We start from the raw sequence: 25964 nt of genomic DNA on the forward strand, positions 1-25964 counted from the left end.
GGTCTCTTGTTTGAGGTGGTAAGGCGGCGGCGCACGCATGTCAGCCGCGGCATTCATGCGGCAACGCCTGTTGCGCCGCCAGTTTACGGAACCCTCACGCCACCCGCTCGACTTTATCCGCGCGACGTTTCTTGGCATCAAAGTTGCCACGCATCAATACCCAGCGCACGACCTTGTTCCAGGCATAAGCCACCACGACACCACCGACGACGGCGAAAACCACCCCGAGCAGCGGATAATCGCCGATGCGCCGGGCCACCGACAGGAACTGGAAGTGCGTCAGGTAGATATACAGTGTCGAGGAGGCAATCAATGCCATGCCCCTCGCCATCAGGCCGGGCACGGGAATGGAGCGGACCCAGATCACCAGGAGAGCGGCAGGCACGGCGATATCGATATGGCTCCAGACGTCGGCAGCGAGGGGTCCAAACCCCAGCATTGCCTGCATGTCCTGCCAACCTACCACCACGATGGCAACCAGCGTGACGATCCACTTCTGGGTAGTCGAATTGGCACTGTGAATGGCCATTCCGAGCACCATGATCGCCAGGTAATGCTGTGGCACCCGATTGAACAGCGCGCTTGCATCGAACACATAGCGACTGATCAGCACGTCAGCCACCGCCAACACGCAAGTCGCAATGACGAAACAGCGAAACGGGTCGGCACTGATGATGTTCCTGACGCGCTCGAACGACAGGACGAACCCGATGATCAGCAGCATCTGCACCAATACTTCGATGTACCAATAGACGAAGTTGCCGATCAGGTTCGGCGAATACCAATTGGAAATCAGCAGCAAGGATTGCCAATGCACCTTATCGAACAGCACCTGCACCAACACCGTGTACAGGATCGTGGGCACCGCGATACTGGCAACGGACTTGACCAGCGTGCGCACGCTGCCGGACTCCTTGATGGCCTTGAATTGAAACCTTGCCAGGCTGAGCCCGGAAACCAGGAACAAGGCCATTGTTTCGCCGAACATCGGCCAATGTTCAACGACCTGGAAATGCCCCATCACAATCAACACGATGGAAACCACGCGTAAAAACACCGGCACTTCCATTGCCCGTATCGAAAACCTCGAGGCCTTGGTGTCGCTGGCCAGTTCACACAACTCGAGTACCGGGATCATTTCCCATTGATCGGGCAGATGACCGATAAGCTCTTCCAGCACCATTGACGCCTGAACGAACGAGAGTGAGTCCCCGCCCAGCTCCACGAACGTCAACGCTGGATCGATGCGCGGCACTTCAAGAATTTCCGCCCATGCCTGGCTCAACTTGAGCGCCAGCGGCGACAGGTCTTGGCTGCTATTGACCGGTGCCGCCTGTTTATCGACAAGCGCTTGCAACGCCCGCTTGTCGATTTTGCCGTTCGGCGTCAGTGGAATCGCCTCCACGAACACGAACAAGGCCGGCACCATGTAGTCCGGCAACTGCTGCCCCACCTGTTCACGCAGCTCACCCGATGCAACAGGCTTGGCGCAAACGCAACAGGCCACCAGTTTCACGTTCGAACGGTCGTTGTTGGCCAGCACCACGCACTGTTTGATCCGCGGATGCCTTGAGATCGACGCTTCGATTTCGGCCAGCTCGATGCGATGGCCGCGAATCTTCACCTGGCTATCGCCGCGCCCGCGGAACATGACACTGCCATCGGCCAGGTAAGTGCCCAGGTCGCCGGTCCGATAGCAGATATCACCCTCGGCATGGGTGAAGGGGTTGACCACGAATTTTTCCCGGGTGAGTGCTGCGTCGCCGTAGTACCCCAGGGACAGATACGGGCTACGGATCAGGATTTCCCCGACCTGGCCTTCGCCGACCAATTGATTGGCTTCATTGACCAGCAACAGTTGCGCGCCCTCGATTCCTTTGCCCAGAGGGATTTTGGCATTGTCGAGCGCAGGATCGAGTTGATGGTAAGCCATCGCCTGCGGCGTTTCGGTCGTGCCGTAGAAGTTGACGCTGACGGCGTTGGGCGCGATGGCGCGTATTTGCTCGTAAAGGGTGCTGCTCAAGGCATCGCCACCCCAAAACAGATAGCGCAGCGCGTTGAACTGCAAGCCACTGATTTTCGCGCCGGTTTCAATGAGTTTGCCCAAGGGCGGCGTGAGGTGAATGACGGTGATCCCATGCTGGTGTATCCACCTCGCCAAGGCGGCTGGATCGATCACGGTCGACTGGGCCGGGATGATGACTTTTGCGCCAATGGAGAGCGGCGTGAACACATCCCTGTAGACCGGGTCGTGGCCCAGCCCCGACAGCAGGGAAAAACAACTGTCCTTGGTCAATGAGTGACGTTGGCTATGCCATTCGATGAAATGAACCAGGGGCGAGTGATGGGTGACGATGCCTTTCGGCTCACCGGTACTGCCCGAAGTGAAGGTGATATAGGCCGGGTCTCCAGGGTTTACCTCGGGCAAGGCCTTTGGCTCGACGGCGAACGCCTTGAGCGCGTCGGTGGGCATTTCCGGTATGTCGACCACGCGTACGACGGACCCGCGTTGGGGATCTGGCTCATAGGTGGCCTCGCCGCAGACCAGGACAAAGGTCGGCTTGAGCGCCTGGATGATCTGTTCGATGCGCGCACGGGGATAGGCCATATCGGCCACGGTGAACGTCAAGCCGGCCCGTGAGGCACCGAGCATGGCGTAGACCAGGCCGGCACAGCGACTGGAGACGATCACGACCCGATCGGATGCGCTCGCGCCCTGTTCCAGCAGAAAGCAGGCAAGGCGCTGGCTTATCGTCTCCAGCTCACCGTAGCTACACGTGGCCTCTTGCGAAACCACGGCCACGGTATCGGGGGTACGTCCAGCGTGTTGCAGGAAGTCCATGAATATCGGACGTTCGACGCAATACGCCAGTTCCAGCGTCGGGTTTGGGCGCGCATCCTGCATGTTATTGATTGACTCCCCATGGCCTGTAAGACACAACGGCAGGCCCATGGCGGCCTGTCTGGAAAGACCGCCCCGAGCCCTGCTCACTCATTGTTTTGTCATCGCCTGCGGTAACGCGGCGCCTTGCTGGAAGATCACCGTCTGCGCTGGCATTGGGGCCGGGAAGCCGGCTTCGCCGAGGGCATCCTTGATGGTGCGGTTGGTATCGAAATACACCTGCCAGTAATGTTCATTGTGGCAATAAGGCCGCACCGCCAGTACCGGGCCGACCAGGTTGAACTCGAGAATTTCCACATCCACGGCCGGCTCGGCCAGCACATTGGGGATGGCCGCGATGCGCTCCTTGAGCAAGGCCGCCGCCGCTTTCCAGTCGGCCGCGCCAGACAATTGCGCCTTCAGTTCGACACGACGGAACATATTGTGGGAGAAGTTCTGGATGTTATCGCTGAAGATCTTGTTGTTGCCGACCAGGGTCAGCACGTTGTCCGGGGTATTGATCGCCGTCGCGAACAGGCCGATCTCGGTGACGGTACCGACCACTCCGCCCGCACTGATGAAGTCACCGACCTTGAATGGACGCAACACAATGATGAAGGCGCCGGCCGCCAGGTTGGCCAGCAGCCCGGACCAGGCCATGCCGATCGCCAGGCCGACGGCGGCCAGCAGCGCCGCGAACGTGGTGGTCTGCATGCCGAGGTAGCCGAGGATGCCGATCACCAGAATGATGTTCAGCGTCACGGTGATCGCCGAGCCCACATAGCGCAGCACGGTCGGATCGACCTTCTGCTTGCCCAAGGCCTTCTGCACCATGCCGACGGCAAAGCCGATCAGCCAGCGTCCGACAATCCAGAAGGCGATGGCGGTCAGCAGCTTGACCGCGAATGCGGCGCCGTAGGCCTGTACCACGGCAATCAGGGCATTGAACTTCTGGGTGGTCACGTTAACGATTGTCTCGTCCATGGCAGAGGCTCGCAAATGAGAGATTCACCCCAAGACGCTAGCACAGCTCCCATGGCCCGCCAGTCCGCCGCCGCAGGTCCTGCACCTTTATCCTCGCCATTGCCGGGGACTGACCCCGGTCTTGCGACGAAAAGCCCGGGCCAGTGCCGAAGGGCTTTCATACCCGACCTCTTCGGCGATCAAGGCAATGGGCTTGCCTTCACGCAGGCGCTTTTGCGCCAGGCTAATACGCCAGCTCACCAGATAATCCACTGGGGCCTGCCCGACCACCCGTTTGAAGTGCTCGGCGAAACTGGCCCGGGACATGTTGGCCGCCACCGACAGTTCGGCCACGCTCCAGGCCTTGCCGGGCGTCTCGTGCATGAGGTTCAAGGGCCGCGCCAGGCGAGGATCGGCAAGACCGGCCATCATGCCGGGCTGCTGATTGCGACTGCTCAGGATGTGCCGCAACAACAGGATCACCACCAGCTCGAACAGCCGATCCATCACCGCCTCGCGACCGCAGGTACCGTCGAAGGCTTCGTTGAACAACCATTGCAACGTGTTGGCCAGGGCCGGGATTTCATCCAGTTTCAGCACCAGGTAATCCGGCAGCGCCGTGGCGAGGGCGTTACCCGCGCCGCCGTCGAAGTCCAGGGTCGCGCATACCAGTTGCGTATCGCCGTCCTGTGGGGCAAGCAGGCGGTGGCGATACGGCCGGGGGAAAAAGATCAGCGTCGGTTCGGTGATGTGCAGCTCACGGTCATCCGCGAGCCTGAGGGACAACTCGCCCGCCTGGAGCAAATGCAAATGACCGCAGGCCTGGCGGCCATCGAACGCTGTCGTGCCGCAAAACGCACCGCTGTGAAAGGTCCCGGCATTGACACCGAAATGCGCAAGCAAGGTGGACAGGCGATCCATGAATACCCCCGGCAGCAGTTCTGGACGATCTGTCGCATATCGTCGACGATTTGCACCCAATAGGCCAGCCCGAATCATTAGCATCCACTCCGTACCCAGCGCTTGTCGCGCATCAACCACGGAGAATCACCATGCCACGCATCAACCCTGTCAGCCTCGAACACGCCGCCGAGAACTCCCGCCCATTGCTCGACGGCGTACAGAAGAAAATCGGCTTCCTGCCCAACGTGTTCCGGGTCCTGGCCCACGCCCCCGCGGTACTGGCCTCCTACCTGCAGAACTCGGCGGCATTGACGAAGACGTCCTTGAGCGCCAAACAGAAGGAAGCGATTTTCCTCGCCACCTCCCAGGTCAACGGCTGCGACTACTGCCTCGCGGCGCACACGCTGTTTGCCGGTAAGGCGGGGCTTTCCAGCGAGGAGATACTCAGTGCCCGTGAAGGCCAGCTCGATGCCTACGCGTTGCTCGCCCGGCAAATCACCGAAAGTCGTGGCCACTTGGGCAGCGAGCAAATTGCCGCGGCCCGCGCCGCTGGCATCGATGACGCGAAAATCGTCGAAGTGGTCGCCCATGTCGCTTCGCAGACGCTGACCAACTACCTGAACAACGTCGCCCTGACCGAGATCGACTTTCCGGCTATCGACGCCTGAACCACTCTGCTGCAGAGGAAAAATTTCATGAAGACGGTAACCCTGTACACCACCGACACCTGCCCGTACTGCCGCAGCGCCAAGGCGTTACTGGCCGGCAAAGGCGTGACACCGCAGGAGATCGACGTTCAGCGCACGCCCGGCAAACTCGAAGAAATGCTCAGTCGCAGCGGCCGGCGCAGCGTGCCGCAGATTTTCTTCGGCGACACGCACATCGGCGGCTTCGACGACCTGGCCAAACTGGACCGCCAGGGTGCCCTGATGTCCATGCTGGCCTGATCCCCTGTTTGTAGGGAGCGAGCATGCTCCGGGCGGCGTTCCGACGATGGTCGTCAACGATGATGCGGGAAGCCTGGCACCCCGTGGCGCTCTTGAGTTTTTCGCGAGCATGCTCGCTCCTACAGGGGACCGACATCTCAGTCATCCTCATGCAACTTGATACCACGTGCATGCAACAGCGGTGGCACCACCAGCACCAACAACGTCAGGGCCATGAACGCCGCCGAGATGGGCTGGGTCAGGAAAATCGTCCAGTCGCCCTCACTGATCGACAAGGCGTTGCGCAACTGTTTCTCGGCCATCGGGCCGAGCAGCATGCCGACAATCACCGGCGCCACCGGGAAGTCGAAGCGCCGCATCAGCACCCCAGCCCAACCGATGGCCAGCATCAGCAGCAGGTCGAAGGAAGAATGACGCATGCCGTAGACGCCAATGGTGGCGAACACCAGGATCCCGGCGTTGAGGTAAGGCCGGGGGATCTGCAGCAACTTGACCCACAGGCCCACCAACGGCAGGTTCAATATCAGCAAGATGACGTTGCCGATGTAGAGCGAAGCCACCAGGGTCCAGACCAGCTCGGCGGAGGTCTCGAAGAGCATCGGCCCAGGTTGCAGGTTGTAGTTCTGGAACGCCGCCAACAGGATCGCCGCCGTGGCGGACGTCGGGATGCCCAGGGTCAGCAATGGCACCAACGAGCCGGTGGCACTCGCATTGTTGGCGGCTTCCGGGCCGGCCACCCCCTCGATGGCGCCCTCGCCTTTGTTGGCCGAAAACTCTTTCGGGTATTTGCTCAGCTTGCGTTCGGTGGAATAGGACAGAAAGGTCGGGATCTCTGCGCCGCCAGCGGGAATCGAGCCGAACGGGAAACCGATCAGCGTGCCCCGCAGCCATGCAGGCACCGAGCGTTTCCAGTCGGCGCGGGTCATCCACAACGACGTCAGGCGATGCCGTCCCTCCGCCTGCTCGGTTTGATAAAGCAGGCTGTACAGGGCTTCGCCGACCGCGAACAAACCGACCGCCACCAGCACCACCTCGATGCCATCCACCAGTTCGGGTACGCCAAGGGTGTAGCGGGCAATGCCCGACGTCGAATCGAGGCCGATCAGGCCGATGGTCAATCCGATCCCCAGTGACGCAAAGCCACGCAGCATGGAGGCGCCGAGGACCGCCGACACCGTGGTGAAGGACAGCACCAGGATCGCGAAATATTCCGCCGGCCCGAAATTCAGCGCCAACCTGGCCACCACCGGTGCGAACAGGGTCAGCAGGACGGTGGCAATGGTGCCGGCCACGAACGAACCGATCGCCGCCGTGGCCAGCGCCGGCCCTGCCCGGCCATTGCGCGCCATGAGGTTGCCTTCCAGCGCCGTGACCATGGACGAGGACTCACCGGGCGTATTGAGCAGGATCGAGGTGGTGGAACCGCCGAACTGCGCGCCGTAGTAGATCCCGGCGAACATGATCAGGGCGCCCGTGGGGTCGACCTTGGCGGTGATCGGCAACAACAAGGCCACCGTCAGCGCCGGCCCGATGCCCGGCAATACGCCAATGGCGGTGCCCAGCAGACAGCCGATAAAGCCCCACAGCAGATTGATCGGCGTCAGCGCTGCGGAAAAACCCATCGCCAGGTTGGCGAGAATGTCCATGCTGTCGATCTCCTTGGATCAGATCCAGGCGTTGACCAGCGGCGGCAGGGAGACGCCCAGCCCGGCATTGAACAACCAATAGATCGGCAGGGTCAGGGCCATGCCGATGGCCAGGTCGCGCAGCGGATGACGACTGCCAAAGCCCCGCGCCGAACAGGCAAACAGCAAGCCCGCCGCCAGCACGAAGCCGATGAGGTTGATGAGCACGGCCACACCGATCAAGCCTGCGGTGACCCAGGCCGCGCCGGCCTTGCCGCCCGCCACGGTGTGGGTCTGTTCGTTATCCAGTTCGCGAAAACCGCCACTCACCGCCTGATAACTCAACAACACGCCCACCGCCCCCAGAAAACCCGCGACCACCCAGGGGTAGACATAGGCCGGCAGTATCACGAAGCCCATCTCCGGCGGAAAGCGCCAGGCGCCCACCGCCAACACGACGCTGAGCACAATCAAGCCAACGCCAATGGCCAACTGGGTCGGTACGACAGCGCGCGCACCGGCCATTTCAAAGCAACCCGACCTTGACCAACATGGCGCGCAACCGCACGTGTTCTTCCTCGACGAATTTGCCGAAATCGTCACCGGTTAGCACGCTCGGCGTCCAGGCATTGGTCTTGATGTTGTCCTGCCAGACTTTGCTCCGGGAAGCGGCCACCACCGCGTCAGTCACTTCCTTGCGCTGCTCGGGCGTGAGGCCCGCGGCGCCATAGACACCACGCCAGTTGCCGATAACCACGTCGTAGCCACTTTCCTTGAGGGTGGGGGCATCGATCCCGGGCACGCGCTCAGGGGCACCGATGGCGAGCACGCGGAACTGGCCATTCTTGATGTATTGACCCAGTTCGGCGTAACCGCCGGTGATCACCTTGATCTGGCCGCCCAGGGCCTGGGCAACGATTTCACCGCCACCACCGGTAGCGATGTAATTCACCTTGTTGACCGGCACATCCAGCTTGCCGGCCAGTTCAGCAATGCCGATATGGTCGATCGAGCCTTTAGAGCCACCGCCAAAGGTAACGCTGGTGGGCTTGGCCTTGAAGTCCTTGATCAGGTCATCGAGGGTCTTGTACGGCGAGTCCTTGCGCACCGCGATCACGTTGTATTCGGTAAACAGGCGGGCAATCGGCGTCACGTCTTTCAAGCTGATTTGCGGTTTGTTCTGTTCAATGCCCGCAACCATGATCGCCCCGACCACCAGCAACGCATTCGGGTCGCCCTTGGTGCTGTTGGCAAACTGCGCCAGCCCTAGCGTACCGCCCGCGCCACCCTTGTTCTCAAAGGTGACGGATTTGGCCGCATTGGCCTCAATCAGGGCTTTGCCGAGCACCCGAGCCGTCTGGTCATAGCCGCCACCCACCGAACCGGGGGCCATGAACTTGACGGTATCCAGCGCGAAGGCCGGGGAGCAAAGCGTGGCAGCGGTAATGCCGACCAACAGACTACGGCTGAAGCTACGGATCAAAGCGGACATGCGCACCTCCTGAGTACCTTGTTTTTATGGGTGCCATTTGCACATGTGCAGTAAACGCCTGCGCGACGACATCCGGCCTGCCAACAAGCGTAGGCCATGACGCCGTTGATCGGGCAGTTTTAACTCGTTGACCTTATTCATGGTCGCCTCGCGCCTACATATGAAGGCGCCAGGCACATCCGTCCAAAAAAAGCTCGATTGCCCCCATCATGACCTAACCTCATAGGCGCAATGACTATCAACCAGTCGAGCACGCCCATGCGTTATGCATTGAAGCTAGTGATCCTCATCGCTTTCGCGCTGCTGGGGCCGAGCGTCGGATGGCTGTCGGCGGCGCCCATGTCCGATGCCCCCGTCACCGCCCAGCCCCTCCCGTCCGCCAGCGTTTCCGACAGCGAACTGGAGGCGTTGCTGGGCCAACTCAGCAGTTTCAAACAGCAGGTTTCACAGGCCAGCAATTACAGCCAGCTTGAAGGCCCGCAGGACCTGGTTCAGGCACTCATCAAGGAGGTCGATCGCCTGACGACGCTGCTGCTGCCCGAGCAGGCTCAGCTGCAGGCGCAATTGGGCGTGCTGGGACCCGCGCCACCGGATGCCACGCCCGAGAAATCCGACATCGCCCTGCAAAGAGCCACCCTGACGGGTCAAAAAGCCCTGGTCGACGCCAAACTGAAATCCCTGGCAACGCTTAAAAGCAGCGCGGCGGAATTGCTGATCCAGATTGCCGCCATTCGCCGCAGCCTGCTGGAATCCGAAGTGACCCAGCGGACCCGCAGCGTGCTCAATCCCTGGTTCTGGGCAACATTGTTCAATCCGCCAGAGGATGACCGGCAAAAATTCAACGCATTCCTCCAGCAGATCGGCGCCACGCTTGGCGCCACCTGGCGACCGGGCGAACGCCTGTTGACCAGCTTTTTAATCGTCATGGCCCTGGTTTTCTGGATCTTCGGTCGGAGGGTGGCCGAGCGCGGGCTGACCTGGCTGTGCATTCACCGGATGCCGGAAGGACGCCTGCGACGCAGCACCCTTGCGCTTTCATCGGTGGTGGCCACGATCCTGTCTGCCTGGATCGCCCTGCAGTTGCTGTTTTTTACCGTCACCCGCGAGCTGCCCCTGACGCCGCAACTCACAGGGTTTTCCCAGGATTTTGAAAAGATCGTCTATACCTGCGTGCTGATTACCGGCCTGAGTCGCGCACTGCTATCCACGCAGCACCCTTCATGGCGCCTGCCGGCCTTTGCCGATCCGCTCGCCCTGGCGATCAAACCCTACCCCACACGCCTGGCCCTGGCATTGCTTGTGCTGGTGTCGCTGGCGCAGATAACCAATGTCACTGGCATGACCCCGGGGCTGGTGATCTCGGTCCGTGGCCTGGTCGCATTGATCGTCTCGGCCATGATCGCCATGCTGCTGTTGCGCGTTAACAAAACCCGCCGGGACATGGTCGCGGCGGGCATTGCCCCCGAAGCGGGGCGGACGTTGGCCGGGATGATCTATGCCTTCGCCAGCATCGCGATCGCGATTTCCCTCCTCGCCCTGCTCACCGGCTACATATCGCTCTCGCGGTTCATCACCTACGAACTGGTGTGGTTTTTCATCATATTCGCCGGCTTCTATTTGCTGACCCAGCTGTTCAAGGACGGCTGCGAACACCTGTTTTCCCCCCGCCACTCCACCGGCAAGACCCTCAAGCAGCTGCTGGGCATTGGCGATACGCGGCTGGAACAGATTTCGGTCATCCTGTCCGGTGCCGGTCGCGCCGCACTGTTGCTGATAGCGCTGATCACCTTGATGGTGGGCGGGATCGGCTCGACGCTCGAACAACTGGCCACCAACATCCTCGCCATGCTCGGCGGCGACGGCCTGCGCAAACTGAACATCGTCCCGGCCAACCTGTTGCATGCCGTGCTCGCCGTGGTCATCGGCCTCTACCTGATTCGTTCGCTGCGGCGCTGGCTGGACGACGAGTTCCTGCCGAAAACCGAAATGGACCCCGGCATGTGTGCCTCGCTCAGCACGCTGTTCTCCAACATCGGCTATGCCTTGGTGCTCCTGCTGACCCTGTCATCGCTGGGGGTCCAATGGACCAACCTGGCCTGGATCGTCAGCGCCCTGTCAGTGGGCATCGGCTTCGGCCTGCAGGAGATCGTCAAGAATTTCGTTTCCGGCATCATCCTCTTGACCGAACGCCCGGTGAAAGTCGGCGACCTGATCAGCATCAGCGGGGTCGAAGGCGACATCCGCCGGATCAACGTGCGGGCCACGGAAATACAGCTGGCCGACCGCTCGATCGTGATCGTGCCCAACTCGCAGTTGATCTCGCAGAACCTGCGCAACGTCACCCTGGGTGGCAGCGCCCAGGGGGTGGCGACACTTGAACTGATGTTCCCGCTGGACATCGACCCCGAGCAAGTGCGCAACCTGCTGTACGAGACCTTCAGCGAGCACGAGACCATTCTGGAAAAACCGGCGCCGGTGGTGCGCTTCAGCCAACTCAAACCGGAGGGCATTACCCTGACCGTCACCGGTTACGTCAACAGCCCGCGCATGGTCACTGCAATCAAGAGCGAGCTGTTGTTCGAGATTCTCAAGCGGCTGGGTGCCGCCGGGATAGAACTGGCGAAACCGCCAACAGCGTAACGCGAATGCCTTTGTAGGAGCTACCGAGTGAAACGAGGCTGCGATCTTTTGATTTTGCATTTAACAATCAAAAGATCGCAGCCTCGTTTCACTCGTCAGCTCCTACGGGTTGATCAGTGAGCGATGCACACCGATTTCAGCTCGGTATAGGCCTCGATCACCGCACGACCAAACTCACGGCCCATGCCCGACTGCTTGACGCCACCGAACGGCATCGCCGGGTCGAGCAATACGTGGGCATTGACCCATACCGTACCGGCTTCGATACGCGGCACCAGGTTCATGGCCTTGCCCAGGTCGTTGGTCCACAGGCTGGCGGCCAGCCCGTAGCGGTTGTCGTTGGCCAGTGCGATGACGGCGTCTTCATCGTCGAACGGCATCACTCCCAGCACCGGACCGAACACCTCCTCGCGCGCCACGGCCATGCTGTGGTCAATGTCGGCGAGGATGGTCGGCTGGACAAAGAACCCCTCGCCTTCCAGCAACTCGCCGCCCGCCACCACCCGCGCACCTTCCTGGCGGGCCAGCTCAATGTGCTTGAGCACGCTCTGCTGTTGCTTGCGCGACACCAGTGGGTTGATCGCCGCCTCGCAGTTCATGCCCGCGCCAATCGGCATCGCCGAGACCGCCGCCGCCAGGGCTTCGACGAATTTGTCGTGGATTGAGCGATGCACGTAGAAACGCGAAGCCGCCGCACACACCTGGCCATTGTTCAGCAAGCCACCGAGGATCGCGCCCTGCACGGCTTTTTCGATGTCGGCATCGGCGAGCACGATCATCGGGTTCTTGCCGCCCAGCTCCAGGGAGAAACGTGTCATGTTTTCCATGCACGCCACGCCGACGCTCTTGCCCACGGCGGTGGATCCGGTGAACGACACCTTGCTCACCAGTGGGTGCGCGGTCAGCACGCCGCCGACCGAGGCACCGCCGCCGGTCACCACGTTGAACACACCCGCCGGAATGCCCGCTTCAAGGGCCAGCTCGGCCAGGCGCATGGCGGTCAATGGGGTTTCCATCGCCGGCTTGATGATCACCGTGCAACCGGTGGCCAGCGCCGGCATCAGTTTCCAGGCGGCGATCAGCAGCGGGAAGTTCCACGGCACAATGCCGACCACGACCCCCACTGGCTCACGCTTGGTGAACGCCGTGAATTTGGCACCCGGCGGCAGCGGGATCGACACATCGAAGGTCTGCCCTTCGATCTTGGTCGCCCAGCCGGACATGTAGCGCATGAACTCCACCGTGGCGTTCAGGTCCAGCGCGCGGGCCATGTTGATCGACTTGCCCTGGCTCAGGGTTTCCAGCTGCGCCAGCTCTTCGGCATGCTCCTCCACCAGGCGGGTGAAGTTCAGCAGGATGCGCTCGCGGTCCGCTGGACGCAGGCCCGACCACACGCCCGACTTGAAAGCCTGGTGCGACGATTGCACGGCGCGCTCGACGATCTCCAGGGGCGCGTCGAGGGTTTCGCACAGGGTTTGCCCGGTGGCCGGGTTGACCACTGCAATGGTCTGACCTTCGGCAAACACCCACCGGCCATCGATAAAGCAGCCGTGTTGGCGATCGAGGAATGCAGCAACCTGCGGCAGAATTTCAACGTTGCTCATAAATCACCTTTGAATTCAGATGGACGAGCCGGCTTGCCGGCGAAAGCGTCAATTAGTGTTGTTCTTTGAGGAAGCACACCACCGCCTGGCGATCATCCGCCGAGGCCATGCCCATGTAGGGCATGTAGGTGCCAGGCACATAGGCCTGGGGTTGCGTGATCAGTTGCGCGATGTTCTCGGCTTGCCAGTCGATGTTCTTGTTGCGCATGGCTTGCGAGTAGTTGAAGCCTTCCAGCGAGCCGGACTTGCGCCCCACCACGCCTGCAAGGTTCGGCCCCATCATGCCCATCGTGCCTTTGCTCACCGCATGGCACACCCCGCATTCATTGGCGAACACTTCGGCGCCACGCTGCTGCAGCGGTGCGCAATCGGCGGCAACAGCAGCCTGCGCCAGAGTGACGGACAACACAGCAACGAGGGACAAACGCAGGGTGGTGAACATAAGAAACGACCTTGAAAATCCACGCATTCGCTGGCAAAGCGAACGCCAACACTGAAAGTGCCGAGGCTTTGGTGCTTCGGCAGGTTGAGAGCGATTGTCGGTGGTCGCCGGCTAGCAGGTTTTGCCCTGCCTGCCAGTTGTGTTGGCGGTTCTGCCAAAGTGCTGCACGGGCGCGATCAGCGATAGCCAGGCTTGATCCAAAGTTCTGCCTATACTGCAATCCAGCCGCCCCGATCACCTGCGCTGAGGAACTGCTGGATGAATGTGACCGACTATTTCGATCGAGCCAGAATCATCAACATCGCGTCAAGAAAGGATCGCCGCGTAGAAACGGTACAAGAATTCGCGCGCAACGGCTTTCCCTTTGATCACGAAAAAGTCAGCTTTTTCCAGGCGGTGACGCCCAGTGAAGACAACGGTTTTCCAAGCATCGGCGCCAGGGGCTGCTTCATGAGTCACCTGGGGATCCTGGAAGAGGCGATACGCCTGAACGTGAAAAACATATTGATCCTGGAGGATGACATACAGTTTTCCAGACGCATTTCCCACTATGGAAAACAGGCCATCGAATCCCTGCAAGGCATGGAGTGGGACATCGCCTACTTTGGCCATCCGTTCGAAGGCGATTCGAGCTCGCCCACCTGGAAAGCGGTCGACCAGCCCATACACTTGTCGCATTTCTATGCGGTAAACGGCAAATGCATTACCCGGTTGCGCGATTTCCTGCTGCAGATCCTGGAGCGCCCGCCAGGGCATCCTGACGGCGGGCCGATGCACTATGACGCCGCCCTCAATACGCTCATTCATTCGAACAAAGACGTCCAGGCCTACTACTTCACCTGGAACCTGGGCTATCAAAGACCCTCGCGCACGGACTTGCATGCGCTGTCCCTGTTCGACAGGACGCCTGTCCTGCGCGATGTCATGGGCATGCTCAGGAAGTTGAAGGCCATGAACCTGAGAAGAATTCGATAGTGTCCCGCTCCGCCTCTCTTTAACCGGAAACAATCCCACACTCCCCTCTCAATCAGTGCACCCACGTGTGCACTGTCACCTCGCCATGCAATCTGGCAAGCACAACCAACTCTTTGGCACCGAGGCAACAAGGCGCAAAAAATCCCGGCATTAGTATCTGGAAGGACCGCAACCCTGCGCTCAAGAACAAGAACGGATGCCACACCATGCTCAAGTCCCCCTTGCTTCGCCTTTCAACCCTGGCGCTGATGATCAGTGCCGGCCAGGCGAGCGCCTACGAACTCTACGCCAGTGACGACAGTCATCTGAACGCCACCCTGGAAGCGGTTTTCGGCGTTTTCCACAGCCAGGAAAACTACGCCCTGTCGGGTCGCCTCGACGAAGGTTCGTCTTCTTGGCGCGAGGGCTACATCAAGTACGGCCTGAGCTTCGACCAGGGCCTGGCTGGGGTCGGCACTGCTTACGGCGCGGCGAACATGCTCAGCTCCGGCACTTGGGGCGACGGTGACGCCGCTGGCTTCACCGACGGTTCGGAGCGCACCACCAAGTTCGAAGATGCGTACCTCGGCTGGCGCTCGAGCGATCTGTTTCCCGCGCTGGGTGCTGACGGCATCGACCTGTCTTTCGGCCGCCAGAACATCGTGGTCGGCGACGGTTTCCTGATCAACGGCGATGCACTGAATCTGGGCAAGGGCCTGGCCGACGGCGAATTCAATCGCGGTGGCGCCTACTGGCTGGCCGCGCGCAAGGCCTTCGACGAAACCGCGGTGTTGCGTATCGGCGGCAAGGAAGGCTGGCGCAGTGACCTGATGTGGTTGAAATCCAACAACCGCGCGCAAGCCAAGACCGAAATGTACGTCGGCACCCTGGAGCACGTGTCCGAGGCCGGTACCGTCGGCTTGACCTACATCGACACCACGGACGTCGATGAGCAGTTCGCCTCCCCCGCGCAACTCGAGCGCGACGGCATGAAGACCTACAGCCTGCGCGCGACCGGCAACGCCGGGTTCAAGGACCTGTTCCTCTCCGGTGAATATGCCAAGCAGGACAAACCCCACACGGCCACCGAAGACGCCTGGTACCTGGAAGCCGGCTGGACCTTTTCCGAGGCGCCATGGACGCCGTATGCCGGCTACCGCTACAGCCGTTTCTCGGAAGGCTACGACACGCTGTTCTACGGTTTCAGCCGTGGCTTCGGCACCTGGTTCCAGGGTGAAGTGGCGGGCAACTACGCCGGCCCGTTCAACACCAACTCGCGCATCCAGCAACTCAAGTTCACCGTCTCGCCACTGGAGAACCTGACCGTCGGCGCGATGTACTTCAACTTCGACACCATCGACCGCGACCTGGGCAACACCGATGGCCACGAAGTCGACCTGTACGCCGAATGGCACCTGAACGACCACATCTCGGTGATGCCGCTGGTCGGTCTGTTCCAGCCGGACAAGAGCGCCGACCAGGGCGGTACGCAGTTGGGCAACAACGACAAGAACCTCTACAGCCAGCTGATTTTCGCCACCAATTTCTAATCTCGAACCGATGTAGGAGCTGCCGCAGGCTGCGATCTTTTGATCTTGAAAGTCAAAAGATCGCAGCCTGCGGCAGCTCCTACAGGTTCGTAATCGCAGCGCTATTGTTTCCCATGGAAAAGGCCTTTCCGATGCACAGAAGATTCCTCACGATCCAGAGCAAGATCACCCTGCTCGCCGGCCTCTGCCTGGTGTTGGTGGTGGGTTTGCTGATGGGCCTGTCGCTCTACCAGACACACAAGAGCAGCCAGCAAGTGGCCCGGGCCAGCAGCGACATGCTCGCCGACGCGGCCCGGGAACACATGCAGGCCCTGGGTAAAGTGCAGGCCATGCAAGTGCAACGCACCTTCATGCAGACCCACGAATTCGGCCAGGGATTGTCGCGGTATCTGTTGTACCTCAGGCAACTCCAGCATCAGGGCAATCTGACCCGCCAACAACTGCGCCAGGAGCTGAGCACCCAGCTTCAACAGGCCCTGATCGACAAGCCCGACCTGCTCGGGCTTTACGTCATTTTTGAACCCGATGCGCTGGACGGTGCCGACGCGGGCTTCGCCGGCAAGCCGGACCTGGGCAGCAACGAAACCGGACGCTTCTCCCTGTACTGGGTGCAAAGCAAACCCGGCGAACTGCAAGCGGTGATCGGCGATGAAGGCCTGCTGGCCAACACCGAGCCAGGCCCCAGCGGCGCACCCTACAACGCCTTCTACACCTGCGCCCGCGACACTCGCCAGGCCTGTGTGCTGGAACCCTACTTCGACGAGGCATCGGGCAGTCGCAAACTGGTGACCAGCGTCGCCTTCCCGCTGTTGGAGAACGGCAAAGTCATCGCCGTGGTCGGCCTCGACATCAACCTCGCCGCCTTGCAAAAGAACAGCGAGAACAGTGCGCTGCAATTATTCGATGGCCGCGGCCAGATCAGCATCGTCAGCCCCCGTGGCGTGATCTCCGCCAACAGCCAGGATGTCAGCCGCCTCGGACAACCGATGGACAATGCCCAGGTGATGGACGCCTTGCGCCAGGGTCAGCCGAAGGTGTTTGAAGACCCGCAGCAGATCAACGTCCTTGAACCGCTGCCACCGATTGCCGGTGCTGCGCCCTGGGGTGTGCTGGTCGGCGTGCCCCAAGACGTATTGCTGGCACCGGTCGCCAGCCTGCAAAAACAACTCGACGCCCAGGGCGTGCAAAGCACGGCGTTGGAACTGCTGCTCGGTGGCGGCTCGGCCTTGCTTGGCCTCCTGCTGATCGGGTACACGGCACGGCGCATCACCCGGCCGCTGCAAGTGCTGACCCGGGTCATGGAGGATATCTCCCTTGGCGAGGGTGATTTGACCCGGCGCCTGCAAGTACAGTCACAGGATGAAATCGGCCAGTTGGCCATGGCGTTCAACCGCTTTGTCGAGCGCATTCACCAGTCGATTCGCGAAGTGTCGTCGGCAGCCCTGGGCGTCAACGAAGGTGCCCGCCGGGTGCTGGAGGCCTCCCATTCGTCGCTGAGCAATTTCGACGATCAATCGAGCCGCACCAACAGTGTCGCCGCCGCCATCAATCAGTTGGGCGCCGCTGCGCAAGAGATCGCGCATAACGCCTCCGATGCCTCGCACCAGGCCTCCAGTGCGCGACAACAGGCCGAGGACGGTCGCCAGGTGGTGCAACGCACCATTGAAGTGATGCACGAACTGTCGGCAAAAATCAGCACGTCGTGCGCCAACATCGAAGTGCTCAACGACAAGACCGTGAACATCGGGCAAATCCTCGAAGTGATCAAGGGCATCTCCCAGCAGACCAACCTGCTGGCGCTGAACGCCGCCATCGAAGCAGCCCGGGCCGGTGAAGCCGGCCGCGGCTTTGCCGTGGTCGCCGACGAGGTGCGCAGCCTGGCCGGTCGCACCCAGTCCTCGGCGCTGGAGATCCAGCAGATGATCGAGGAGCTGCAAGTGGGTGCCCGCGATTCGGTCGCCACCATGACCGAAAGCCAACAGCACAGCGAAGAAAGCGTCACCATCGCCAACCTCGCCGGCAGCCGCTTGAGCAGCGTGACCCAACGCATCGGCGAGATCGACAACGTCAACCAGTCCGTCGCCGCCGCCAATGAAGAACAGACGGCTGTGGTCGAGGCGTTGAATGTCGACATCACCCGGATCAATGCGCTGAACCAGCAGGGCGTGGAGAACTTGCAGGCGACGTTGCGGGCTTGTACTGAGCTGGAACAGCAGGCTGGGCGACTTAACCTATTGGTGGGGAGTTTCAGGATCTGAGCCTTTGACCGATCATTCCCACGCTCTGCGTGGGAATGCATCCCGTGACGCTCTGCGTCACATCCACAAGCGGAACGCGGAGCGTCCCTGGCGGCATTCCCACGCAGAGCGTGGGAACGATCAGTGGGCGCCCAATCTGGCACCCACAACCAACCACCTGGCATGCACGCAAACATGCCGCGCCGGGCCCCGCGCGTAGTATCGAAGCGCAAAGCAACGCTGAACCCCTCCATTTCTCACAAAAAAACAATAAATCGACCTTCGGGTCGCGGGAGATTTCTGTGCTCAAGAAAAGTGCGTTGGGTTGGCCAAAGATTGCTGGCCTTGGAATTGCGTTGGTGGTGGCCGGGCAGTTTTCCGGCTGGAACTTTGGCTTGGCGGCCGGTGGCTGGCTCAACATGTTGATCGCCACCTTGTTGATGGCGCTGCTGTGCGGTGGGCTGGCGTTATGCGTGGCGGAGCTGTCCACCGCGTTGCCCAGCGCCGGCGGTGTGTTCGTGTATGCGCAAAGTGCGTTTGGGCCGTTCGTGGGTTACCTGGTCGGGGTGGCGTGCGCGCTGGCCTTGACCATCGGCACCGGGGTGGCGGCAACGTTCATTTGTGCCTATACCGAGTCGATATTCGGTCTTGGCGGCTGGCCGGTGAAGGTCGCCCTGTTTGCGGTGATCATTGGCATTCACCTGCGCGGGGTGGGTGAGGCCATGGGCCTGACGTTCATTGCCGGCGTGATTGCGGTCGTGGCCCTGTTGACCTTCGGTGTGGCCATGGCGCCGCATGTCGAGTTGAACAACCTGCTAGCATTGCCGGCTAACGTCTCGGCACCGCTCAGCCTCGGCGGCATCTTCGCCTGCGTGCCATTCGCGATCTGGTTGTTCATCACCGTCGAGCAAACCGGCTCGGCGGCGGAAGAAGCTGCAAACCCCGGCCGCAGCATGCCTCGCGGCATTCTGGCGGCCATCGGCACATTGTTGGTCACAGCCCTGGTGGTACTGGTCTGCGCACCGGGCGCCGGTGGTGTGGAACTGGTGGGCTCGGCGGGCGACCCGTTGTACGCCGCGATGTCCAGCAACAGCGCATTCGGTGAAGGCTCGTGGCTGGCCAAGGTGATTGGCTGCGGCGGCGTGTTCGGCTTGATCGCCACCTTCTTCTCCCTGGTGTACGCAGCCTCCCGGCAATTGTTCGCGATGGCTCGCGACGGCCTGTTCCCGCAGTGGCTGGGCAAGACCGGCAAACGCGGCACGCCGTATCCGGCACTGCTGCTGATCGGCGCGATCGGCTTGCCCTTGTCCGAAGTCGATCCAGCCACGGTGATGCTCGCGGTCGTGCTGCTGCTCAACGTTTGCTACCTGTGCATTTTCGGCGCGTACCTGCGCATCAAGAGCAGCCAGCCCGACCTGGCACGTCCCTTCCGCCTGATCGGCGGCAAGCTGGTCGCCTGGCTGGGTCTGGCCCTGACGCTGGTGGTCGTCGCCGCCTGCTTCCAGCTTGACCTGAGCATGCTGATCGCCCTCGGCGTGACCTTCGCACTGGGTATTTTCAACTTCCTGCTGCGCACTCGCCGCGCCGCCCAAATCGAGGTTCCAGACCATGCCTGACACTCTCCTGCAACGTCGTCATCGCGTACTCGGCAGCGCCTCGCCGCTGTTCTACGACAAGCCCTTGCACCTGGTGCGCGGCGAAGGCGTGTGGCTGTTCGACGTCGACGGTCGCCGCTACCTCGACGTCTACAACAACGTGCCTTGCGTCGGCCACTGCAACCCTCACGTGACCGACGCCATGCACCGCCAGGCCACCACGCTGAACATCCACACCCGCTACCTCGATGAACAAGTGGTGCGCTATGCCGAACGCTTGACCGCGACCTTCGGCCAACCGCTGGATACCGCGATGTTCACCTGCACCGGCACCGAGGCCAACGAACTGGCGCTGCGCCTGGCACGCTACGCCAGCGGCGGAACCGGCATTATCGTCAGCGATTACAACTACCACGGTAACTCCGCGTCGCTGGCGCAGGTCACCACCGCCCTGCCCTCGCCGGAACCCTTCGCGGCCCATGCCCGCGCCGTGCCGATTCCATGCCTGTACCGGGCACCGGTGGGCACCAGCGAGGCGCATCTGGCCGAGCAGTACGCGGCCAACATCGCGGCCGCCATCGCCTCGATGCAGGCCCAGGGCATTCGCCCCGCCGCGCTACTGATCGACACCTTGTTCGCCAACGAAGGCTTGCCCCGGGTGCCGGCCAGTTTCGTTGCCAAGGCCGCCGAGTTGATCCGCGCCGCCGGTGGCCTGTTCATCGCCGATGAAGTGCAATCGGGTTTCGGCCGCACCGGCGATCACCTCTGGGGCCACCAGGCCCACGGCGTCGTGCCGGACATCGTCACCCTCGGCAAACCCATGGGTAACGGCTATCCGCTGGCCGGGTTGATCACCCACAAGGCGCTGGTCGAGTCGTTCGGGCGCAACGCCATGTACTTCAACACCTTCGGCGGCTCGCCCGTAGCAGCGGCGGTCGGCATGGCGGTGCTGGACGAGATTGAACAAAAGCAGCTGCTGCAAAACGCACAAAACGTCGGCGCTTATGTGCAGCAGCGTTTGCAGGTACTGGCAGGCAAACATTCGATCATCGGCGACGTGCGCGGCAAGGGCCTGTTCTTCGCCATGGAGTTGGTGCGCGATCACGCCAGCAAGGAGCCGGCCGGACTGGAGGCGCGCAAGGTGGTCAACGACATGCGCGAGAACGGCGTGCTGATCAGCAAGATCGGCGCCGGTGACAACATACTCAAGTTGCGCCCGCCGCTGGTGTTCAGCCGCGATCATGCCGACTTGTTCGTCGACACCCTGGACCACGCCCTGAGCGCGATTTGAGGCCCCTGCCATGACTGACTTCCACACGTTGAACCACGATCAGCAAGTCGCCCGATTGCACGACCTGGCGCGCCACGCCCTGCAACACTGGGACGGCGACTTCGGCGACATCGAACTGGTGAAATTCCGCGAGAACGCGGTGTTCTCTGCCCGCCGCCACGACGGTCAGCGGGTGGCCCTGCGCATCCATCGCAATGGCTATCATTGCGCAGCGGCGTTGCGTTCCGAATTGCAATGGATGGAAGCCTTGGAAAGCGCCGGGATTACCGTGCCGCAGATCATCCGCGCCCGGGACCTGCGCCATCTGATTGAAGTGAGCCATGCCGACATCGGCGAACGCCATGTCGATATGCTCGCCTGGTTGCCGGGCACCACGGCCGGCACCTCAGAGGCCGGGGTGCAGGCCGATACCGAAATCGACTTCCTGTTTGCCGAAGCTGGGGCGCTTGCGGCGCGCATTCATGTACATTCGACAGAATGGCAGCAGCCGGACGAGTTTGTCCGGCACGCCTGGGATGAGGAAGGCTTGATCGGTGCCAATCCGTTCTGGGGGCGTTTCTGGGAGCTGCAACAGCTGAGCGATGAGCAACGCGAGCTGTTGCTGCAAGCCCGGCGTGCAGCGCGCAAGGACCTGCGTCAATACGGCCGCTATCTGGGTAACTTCGGCATGATCCACGCCGACCTCGTCCCGGAAAACTTGCTGATCGAAGGCCCGCGCCTGCGCTTGATCGACTTCGATGACGCGGGGTTTGGCTGGCACATGTTCGAGCTGGCGACCGCGCTGTATTTTTGCGTGGAGGATCCGCGTTATGAGCAGATCAAAGCGGCGCTGCTGGAGGGTTATCACAGGGTCAAACCCTTGACCGAAGCGGATCGCAAGACGCTGGCGATGTTTTTGATGCTGCGTGGCACCACGTACCTGGGCTGGATTCATACCCGCCAGGGCACGCCGACGGCGATTGAAATGGCGCCGATGTTGATAGAGCGGGCGTGCCGGTTGGCCCGGGAATATCTCCCCCAGTAACAGCCCCCCGCTGATCGTTCCCACGCTCTGCGTGGGAATGCCTCAACGGACGCTCTGCGTTCGGCTCTAGAAGGGACGCAAAGCGTCCCGGGCTGCATTCCCACGCGGAGCGTGGGAACGATCAATTGTCAGCAATGCGCACCAGCGTGTTCCAGGCGATGGAACAACCGGTTGAAGTACACCAGGCTATCGCGTGGTTCGCGCACGCCCACCTTGTCCAGCTGCACGAACATCACTGAGTGCGAGCCCACTTCCTTGCACTCGGTGATACGCCCTTCCAGTTGCACCAGGGCATCGCGCAGCACCGGCACGTCCGCCGCGCCGTCGTCCCACAGGTCCCAGGCAAAACGTTCGGCCATCGGCACTTGGGTCATGCCGGCGAAGTGGCGGGCCAGTTCTTCCTGTTCGCCACACAGCACGTTGACGCACAGGCGGCCATTGCTGCGGAAAACGTCGTGGGTGGCGCTGTTGCGGTTGACGCATACCAGCACCGTGGGCGGCGAGTCGGTCACCGAGCACACAGCGCTGGCAGTGATGCCGCAGCGCCCACCGGGGCCGTTGGTGGTGATGATGTTCACCGCAGCAGGCAGCTGCGCCATGGCGTTGCGAAAGTCGATTTGCTGCTGGCTCAGGTCGGCCATGTCGATGCCCCTTCCTTCAGGAGGACCGCTCTGAAGCGGCCCGTAGGTGATGGAACAAGACTAAGGCTGAGGGCACGGCGCAACCATTCCTGCGATCCCCATGGCGAGGTTAGGTTTCCGCTAGTCGACTAGGTGGTTTCTTTATCGCAAGGGCCCGCGACAGTGGGTATCCTGCTAACAGGCTGGAAAAAACACAGCCGATGCGTGCCGTGCGTTCGCGTGCGAAAACAATAATTAGAAATTTTCGTGGCAGCCCCTGATGGAAACCCGCAAACCGATTGTTTACATCGTTGACGACGACAAAGACCTGCGCACCTCGCTGGCCTGGCTGCTGGAGTCGGTCAGCGTGCAGGCGCAGTGCTTCGCTGGCGCCGAAGAATTCCTCAGCCAGTACGACCCCAGGCAGCCCGCCTGCCTGGTGCTGGATGTGCGCATGCCGGAAACCAGCGGTTTCCAGCTGCAGGAGATCCTCAACCAGCGCGGCAGCACCTTGCCGACCATTTTCGTCTCGGCCCATGGCGACATCCCGATGTCGGTCACGGCGATGAAGAATGGCGCGCTGGACTTCGTCGAGAAGCCCTACAACCCGCAGCAGATGATCGACCGCATCCAGGCCGCGCTCAAGACCGCCGTGCACGCCCAGGCCGATCAGCAGCAGCGCCAGAACCTGCAGGGCAAGCTGGCGCTGCTGACCAGCCGCGAGCGTGAAGTGTTGATGCTGGTGATCGATGGCAAGGCCAGCAAGGTGATCGCCCGGGAGCTGAACATCAGCGTGAAGACCGTTGACGTGCACCGCACCAAGATCAAGGAAAAGATGGGCGTGAGCAGCATTGCCATGCTGGTGCGCGAGGTGTTGCACCTGCCGGTGGATGAGCCGGCGCGGCATTGATCAATCTGCGGCAATCCTGAGGCCGCCTTCGCGAGCAGGCTCGCTCCCACAGTAGATCTGCGGTGAACACCGAGATCTGCTGTGGGAGCGAGCCTGCTCGCGAAGAACGACAACGCGGTCAGTGCTGGCTATAGCGCTTGCGATAGGCACCCGGTGACACGCCAAAACGCGATTTGAATGCCGACGAGAAGTAGCTTGAATCGGAAAAACCCCAGGCGTAACACAGTGCCGACAGCTTCTGCTCGACATCGGCACGGCGCAGGTTTTCCGCGCAGAAGTCCAGGCGCCGGTGCTTGATGTATTGCGCCACCACCAGGCCGCGCTTGGAGAACATCCGGTACAGGCCGCGCACGGAAATCCCCACTTCTCGGGCGATCAGTTCAGGGCACAGCTCTTCGTCGCTGAGGTGCGCGTCGATGAAGGCGATGATCTTGCGGAACTGCCGCTCATGGGGATCGGCATTGCTGTCACGGGCGCTGATCCCCGGCAGCAGCAGGCTGACCAGGGCGTCGAGCACGGCCTCGCTTTCCTGCATGTCCAGCCCTTCTTGCTGGCGGGTCTCCAGTACGAGCTTGTTGGCCATCGCCGCCAGAGGGCTGTTGGCGCCGATGCGCGTGGCGCAGTTCACCGCATTGAAGTGCGTACCACGCTCCACCACCTGGCGCGGCAGGATCAGCGACAACTGGCGCGAGTCATCGTTGTAGGTCATGTCGCTGGGGCGGCTGGCATCGATCAACGCGATGTCGCCACAGCCCAGTTGCGTGCGATTGTCGCCCTGTTCCAGGTGCGAGCTGCCGTGCAGCTGGAACACCGCGTAATAGTGGCCGTCGCTGCTGGTGCTGACGTCCTTGCTGGTGCGATACAGATGCACATGCGCCATGTCGACCACACTGAGGTTGATCGCGCCGCTGCGAAACTCCGTGAGTTGGCCGTAGAAGTCGGTGTCCAGCGCCCTGGCGTCAAAACGCCCGCAGGCCTGGTTCACCTGGCTCAACCAACTTTCGAACGCCTCATTGCGCACCGTCGATGCTGTAATCATGTCCGCAAAGCCTCACAGTTCTTGTTGTTATTCTCGACCGCTTCGCCGAGCGGTTCGGTAAATAGTGTTTCGTACTCCAGCCAACCCCTCCCTTGGCGGCCGCCGGGCCTCATTCAACAGACTCCGGCGTCGGCTTTCCAGCGCGCAAAGCGATTAAATGTCCAATACCAGACGAGCGGAAAGTGCCCGTGAAACGCAGGCGCAAATCTGCTGGTTGGAGGCCTTTTCCTTGTTGGAAAGGCAGTTGTCGCGGTGCTCCGGCACGCCTTCCAGCACTTCGACGATGCAGGTGCCGCAGATGCCTTCGCGGCACTCGGTGTCGATGTCGCAACCGTGGGCCTGTAATACGTCCACCAGGCTGGTGTTGGCCGGCACTTGCAGCACTACACCGGAACTGGCCAGCTGCACTTCGAAACTGCCGGCCGGAGCGCTGTTGGCCGCCGGATCCGCAGCGAAGTGTTCAAGGTGAATGGCCTCATCGGCGCGACTGCGCGCAGCCACTTCCACCACTTTTTTCATGAACGGTGCCGGGCCGCAGGTGTAGACGTGGGCCGCCGGGTTGGCGCGATCCAGGCATGCGCTCAATGCAGCGTCCAGATCGCCCGGTTCGACGCCGTAGTGGAACTCTACGTGATCGGCGAAATTCGTTGCCAGCAGTTCGGTAAACGCGGCGTACTGCGCTGAGCGGGCGAAGTAATGCAGGCGATACGGCTGGCCGCTTTCCGCCAGTCGATAGGCCATGCTCAACAGGGGCGTCACGCCAATGCCAGCGGCGAACAGCACATGTTCGCGGGCATCGGGATCGAGGCGGAACAGGTTGCGCGGCGCGCCCATTTCCAGCTCCATCCCCTCTTCCACTTGCTCATGCAGGGCCTGCGAGCCCCCGCGTGAATTTGCCTCTTTTTTCACCGCCACCAGATAGGCGCGGCGATCCTGTGGCGGACTGCACAGGGAATACTGGCGGGTCACGCCGGTCGGCCCGGTCAGGTCGACGTGGGCACCCGGTTCATAGGTGTCGAGCGGCTGGCCGTCACTGCGCACGAGGCGAAAGGAACGGATATCCTGCGCTTCTTCGACGATCCTTTCGATTTTCACCTTCATCATGGCATCACCTGAATACTGTTGTCTTGGGTACTGCATCCTGTAGGAGCGAGCATGCTCGCGATGAACCTGAGGTCGCCACGGGGTGTCAGGTTTCCCGTGTCATCGTTGACGACCATCGCGAGCGCGCTCGCTCCTACAGGGGG

20 protein-coding genes and 2 pseudogenes are annotated in these 25964 nt (G+C 61.6%); 11 read left to right on the forward strand and 11 right to left on the reverse strand.

The window, feature by feature from the left end; all coding sequences use genetic code 11:
* Positions 1-94 precede the first annotated feature (94 nt).
* The 3 genes from AC1Q8Q_RS18465 to AC1Q8Q_RS18475 all read right to left on the reverse strand — a co-directional run bounded on the left by AC1Q8Q_RS18465 (position 95) and on the right by AC1Q8Q_RS18475 (position 4765).
* Positions 95-2905, reverse strand: coding sequence for an amino acid adenylation domain-containing protein (locus AC1Q8Q_RS18465; RefSeq protein WP_492615331.1), 2811 nt, complete (start codon positions 2903-2905; stop codon positions 95-97).
* Between the two features lie 87 nt (positions 2906-2992).
* The gene (locus tag AC1Q8Q_RS18470; RefSeq protein ID WP_033044521.1) at positions 2993-3865 is read right to left on the reverse strand and encodes a mechanosensitive ion channel family protein; all 873 of its coding nucleotides are present in this window, start codon (positions 3863-3865) and stop codon (positions 2993-2995) included.
* Positions 3866-3952: 87 nt separating this feature from the next.
* Positions 3953-4765, reverse strand: a complete 813-nt coding sequence (locus AC1Q8Q_RS18475; RefSeq protein ID WP_492615332.1) for a cupin domain-containing protein — start codon at positions 4763-4765, stop codon at positions 3953-3955.
* Positions 4766-4896: 131 nt separating this feature from the next.
* Between AC1Q8Q_RS18475 and AC1Q8Q_RS18480 the strand changes: the two genes are divergently transcribed.
* Entirely contained in the window at positions 4897-5415 is a 519-nt protein-coding gene (locus tag AC1Q8Q_RS18480) for a carboxymuconolactone decarboxylase family protein (RefSeq protein ID WP_020797724.1), read from the forward strand.
* A gap of 27 nt (positions 5416-5442) precedes the next feature.
* On the forward strand, positions 5443-5694 hold the full coding sequence (gene grxC / locus AC1Q8Q_RS18485; protein WP_020797723.1) for a glutaredoxin 3: 252 nt from the start codon (positions 5443-5445) through the stop codon (positions 5692-5694).
* A gap of 137 nt (positions 5695-5831) precedes the next feature.
* On the opposite strand, the gene AC1Q8Q_RS18490 is transcribed toward grxC, so the two are convergent.
* Genes AC1Q8Q_RS18490 through AC1Q8Q_RS18500 form a run of 3 tightly spaced genes read right to left on the reverse strand, consistent with a single transcriptional unit; the run spans position 5832 to position 8811 of the window.
* Positions 5832-7340 (reverse strand): tripartite tricarboxylate transporter permease, encoded by a 1509-nt coding sequence (locus AC1Q8Q_RS18490; protein ID WP_492615333.1) that lies wholly within the window; start codon positions 7338-7340, stop codon positions 5832-5834.
* An 18-nt stretch (positions 7341-7358) separates the two neighbouring features.
* Positions 7359-7844 carry a tripartite tricarboxylate transporter TctB family protein gene (locus tag AC1Q8Q_RS18495; protein ID WP_033042504.1) on the reverse strand — a complete coding sequence of 162 codons (486 nt, stop codon included), beginning with the start codon at positions 7842-7844 and terminating at the stop codon, positions 7359-7361.
* Position 7845: 1 nt separating this feature from the next.
* Positions 7846-8811, reverse strand: coding sequence for a Bug family tripartite tricarboxylate transporter substrate binding protein (locus AC1Q8Q_RS18500; RefSeq protein ID WP_033042503.1), 966 nt, complete (start codon positions 8809-8811; stop codon positions 7846-7848).
* 258 nt (positions 8812-9069) lie between these two features.
* Between AC1Q8Q_RS18500 and AC1Q8Q_RS18505 the strand changes: the two genes are divergently transcribed.
* The gene (locus AC1Q8Q_RS18505; RefSeq protein ID WP_033042502.1) at positions 9070-11451 is read left to right on the forward strand and encodes a DUF3772 domain-containing protein; all 2382 of its coding nucleotides are present in this window, start codon (positions 9070-9072) and stop codon (positions 11449-11451) included.
* A gap of 113 nt (positions 11452-11564) precedes the next feature.
* Here AC1Q8Q_RS18505 and AC1Q8Q_RS18510 read toward each other — a convergent pair whose 3' ends face one another.
* A complete protein-coding gene (locus tag AC1Q8Q_RS18510) occupies positions 11565-13055 on the reverse strand; it encodes an aldehyde dehydrogenase family protein (RefSeq protein WP_492615334.1) in 1491 nt (496 codons plus the stop codon).
* A gap of 52 nt (positions 13056-13107) precedes the next feature.
* The gene (locus tag AC1Q8Q_RS18515) at positions 13108-13497 is read right to left on the reverse strand and encodes a c-type cytochrome (protein ID WP_020797717.1); all 390 of its coding nucleotides are present in this window, start codon (positions 13495-13497) and stop codon (positions 13108-13110) included.
* A gap of 258 nt (positions 13498-13755) precedes the next feature.
* Here AC1Q8Q_RS18515 and AC1Q8Q_RS18520 point away from each other — a divergent pair, with 258 nt between their 5' ends.
* From AC1Q8Q_RS18520 to AC1Q8Q_RS18550, 7 genes and pseudogenes are all read left to right on the forward strand, one after another.
* On the forward strand, positions 13756-14472 hold the full coding sequence (locus AC1Q8Q_RS18520; protein WP_020797716.1) for a glycosyltransferase family 25 protein: 717 nt from the start codon (positions 13756-13758) through the stop codon (positions 14470-14472).
* A gap of 206 nt (positions 14473-14678) precedes the next feature.
* Positions 14679-16001, forward strand: a complete 1323-nt coding sequence (locus tag AC1Q8Q_RS18525) for an alginate export family protein (protein ID WP_168758343.1) — start codon at positions 14679-14681, stop codon at positions 15999-16001.
* A 350-nt stretch (positions 16002-16351) separates the two neighbouring features.
* Positions 16352-17404: pseudogene (locus AC1Q8Q_RS18530) on the forward strand (methyl-accepting chemotaxis protein); the annotation flags it as partial.
* Positions 17405-17659: 255 nt separating this feature from the next.
* Positions 17660-18259 (forward strand): annotated as a pseudogene (locus AC1Q8Q_RS18535) (methyl-accepting chemotaxis protein); the annotation flags it as partial.
* Between the two features lie 281 nt (positions 18260-18540).
* Complete coding sequence (locus tag AC1Q8Q_RS18540; RefSeq protein WP_492615335.1) at positions 18541-19854, forward strand: amino acid permease; 1314 nt, start codon at positions 18541-18543, stop codon at positions 19852-19854.
* Complete coding sequence (locus tag AC1Q8Q_RS18545) at positions 19847-21124, forward strand: aspartate aminotransferase family protein (protein ID WP_020801260.1); 1278 nt, start codon at positions 19847-19849, stop codon at positions 21122-21124. The genes AC1Q8Q_RS18540 and AC1Q8Q_RS18545 overlap by 8 nt, the downstream gene beginning before the upstream one ends.
* A gap of 10 nt (positions 21125-21134) precedes the next feature.
* Positions 21135-22148 carry a phosphotransferase enzyme family protein gene (locus AC1Q8Q_RS18550; RefSeq protein ID WP_492615336.1) on the forward strand — a complete coding sequence of 338 codons (1014 nt, stop codon included), beginning with the start codon at positions 21135-21137 and terminating at the stop codon, positions 22146-22148.
* Positions 22149-22276: 128 nt separating this feature from the next.
* Here AC1Q8Q_RS18550 and hpaC read toward each other — a convergent pair whose 3' ends face one another.
* On the reverse strand, positions 22277-22789 hold the full coding sequence (gene hpaC / locus AC1Q8Q_RS18555) for a 4-hydroxyphenylacetate 3-monooxygenase, reductase component (protein ID WP_020801262.1): 513 nt from the start codon (positions 22787-22789) through the stop codon (positions 22277-22279).
* A gap of 259 nt (positions 22790-23048) precedes the next feature.
* Between hpaC and AC1Q8Q_RS18560 the strand changes: the two genes are divergently transcribed.
* Entirely contained in the window at positions 23049-23678 is a 630-nt protein-coding gene (locus AC1Q8Q_RS18560) for a response regulator transcription factor (RefSeq protein ID WP_008062087.1), read from the forward strand.
* Positions 23679-23796: 118 nt separating this feature from the next.
* On the opposite strand, the gene feaR is transcribed toward AC1Q8Q_RS18560, so the two are convergent.
* Complete coding sequence (feaR, locus tag AC1Q8Q_RS18565) at positions 23797-24717, reverse strand: transcriptional regulator FeaR (protein WP_020799599.1); 921 nt, start codon at positions 24715-24717, stop codon at positions 23797-23799.
* Between the two features lie 153 nt (positions 24718-24870).
* The gene (locus tag AC1Q8Q_RS18570; protein ID WP_033044313.1) at positions 24871-25821 is read right to left on the reverse strand and encodes a PDR/VanB family oxidoreductase; all 951 of its coding nucleotides are present in this window, start codon (positions 25819-25821) and stop codon (positions 24871-24873) included.
* Positions 25822-25964: the final 143 nt, after the last annotated feature.

Source organism: Pseudomonas sp. GW823-FHT06B06, from assembly GCF_058795195.1.

Excerpts from the sequence above, each read along its gene's own strand:
- AC1Q8Q_RS18465 (WP_492615331.1), bottom strand. The coding sequence starts at position 2,905 with ATGCAGGATGCGCGCCCAAACCCGACGCTGGAACTGGCGTATTGCGTC.
- AC1Q8Q_RS18470 (WP_033044521.1), bottom strand. The coding sequence starts at position 3,865 with ATGGACGAGACAATCGTTAACGTGACCACCCAGAAGTTCAATGCCCTG.
- AC1Q8Q_RS18475 (WP_492615332.1), bottom strand. The coding sequence starts at position 4,765 with ATGGATCGCCTGTCCACCTTGCTTGCGCATTTCGGTGTCAATGCCGGG.
- AC1Q8Q_RS18480 (WP_020797724.1), top strand. The coding sequence starts at position 4,897 with ATGCCACGCATCAACCCTGTCAGCCTCGAACACGCCGCCGAGAACTCC.
- grxC (WP_020797723.1), top strand. The coding sequence starts at position 5,443 with ATGAAGACGGTAACCCTGTACACCACCGACACCTGCCCGTACTGCCGC.
- AC1Q8Q_RS18490 (WP_492615333.1), bottom strand. The coding sequence starts at position 7,340 with ATGGACATTCTCGCCAACCTGGCGATGGGTTTTTCCGCAGCGCTGACG.
- AC1Q8Q_RS18495 (WP_033042504.1), bottom strand. The coding sequence starts at position 7,844 with ATGGCCGGTGCGCGCGCTGTCGTACCGACCCAGTTGGCCATTGGCGTT.
- AC1Q8Q_RS18500 (WP_033042503.1), bottom strand. The coding sequence starts at position 8,811 with ATGTCCGCTTTGATCCGTAGCTTCAGCCGTAGTCTGTTGGTCGGCATT.
- AC1Q8Q_RS18505 (WP_033042502.1), top strand. The coding sequence starts at position 9,070 with ATGCGTTATGCATTGAAGCTAGTGATCCTCATCGCTTTCGCGCTGCTG.
- AC1Q8Q_RS18510 (WP_492615334.1), bottom strand. The coding sequence starts at position 13,055 with ATGAGCAACGTTGAAATTCTGCCGCAGGTTGCTGCATTCCTCGATCGC.
- AC1Q8Q_RS18515 (WP_020797717.1), bottom strand. The coding sequence starts at position 13,497 with ATGTTCACCACCCTGCGTTTGTCCCTCGTTGCTGTGTTGTCCGTCACT.
- AC1Q8Q_RS18520 (WP_020797716.1), top strand. The coding sequence starts at position 13,756 with ATGAATGTGACCGACTATTTCGATCGAGCCAGAATCATCAACATCGCG.
- AC1Q8Q_RS18525 (WP_168758343.1), top strand. The coding sequence starts at position 14,679 with ATGCTCAAGTCCCCCTTGCTTCGCCTTTCAACCCTGGCGCTGATGATC.
- AC1Q8Q_RS18545 (WP_020801260.1), top strand. The coding sequence starts at position 19,847 with ATGCCTGACACTCTCCTGCAACGTCGTCATCGCGTACTCGGCAGCGCC.
- AC1Q8Q_RS18550 (WP_492615336.1), top strand. The coding sequence starts at position 21,135 with ATGACTGACTTCCACACGTTGAACCACGATCAGCAAGTCGCCCGATTG.
- hpaC (WP_020801262.1), bottom strand. The coding sequence starts at position 22,789 with ATGGCCGACCTGAGCCAGCAGCAAATCGACTTTCGCAACGCCATGGCG.
- AC1Q8Q_RS18560 (WP_008062087.1), top strand. The coding sequence starts at position 23,049 with ATGGAAACCCGCAAACCGATTGTTTACATCGTTGACGACGACAAAGAC.
- feaR (WP_020799599.1), bottom strand. The coding sequence starts at position 24,717 with ATGATTACAGCATCGACGGTGCGCAATGAGGCGTTCGAAAGTTGGTTG.
- AC1Q8Q_RS18570 (WP_033044313.1), bottom strand. The coding sequence starts at position 25,821 with ATGATGAAGGTGAAAATCGAAAGGATCGTCGAAGAAGCGCAGGATATC.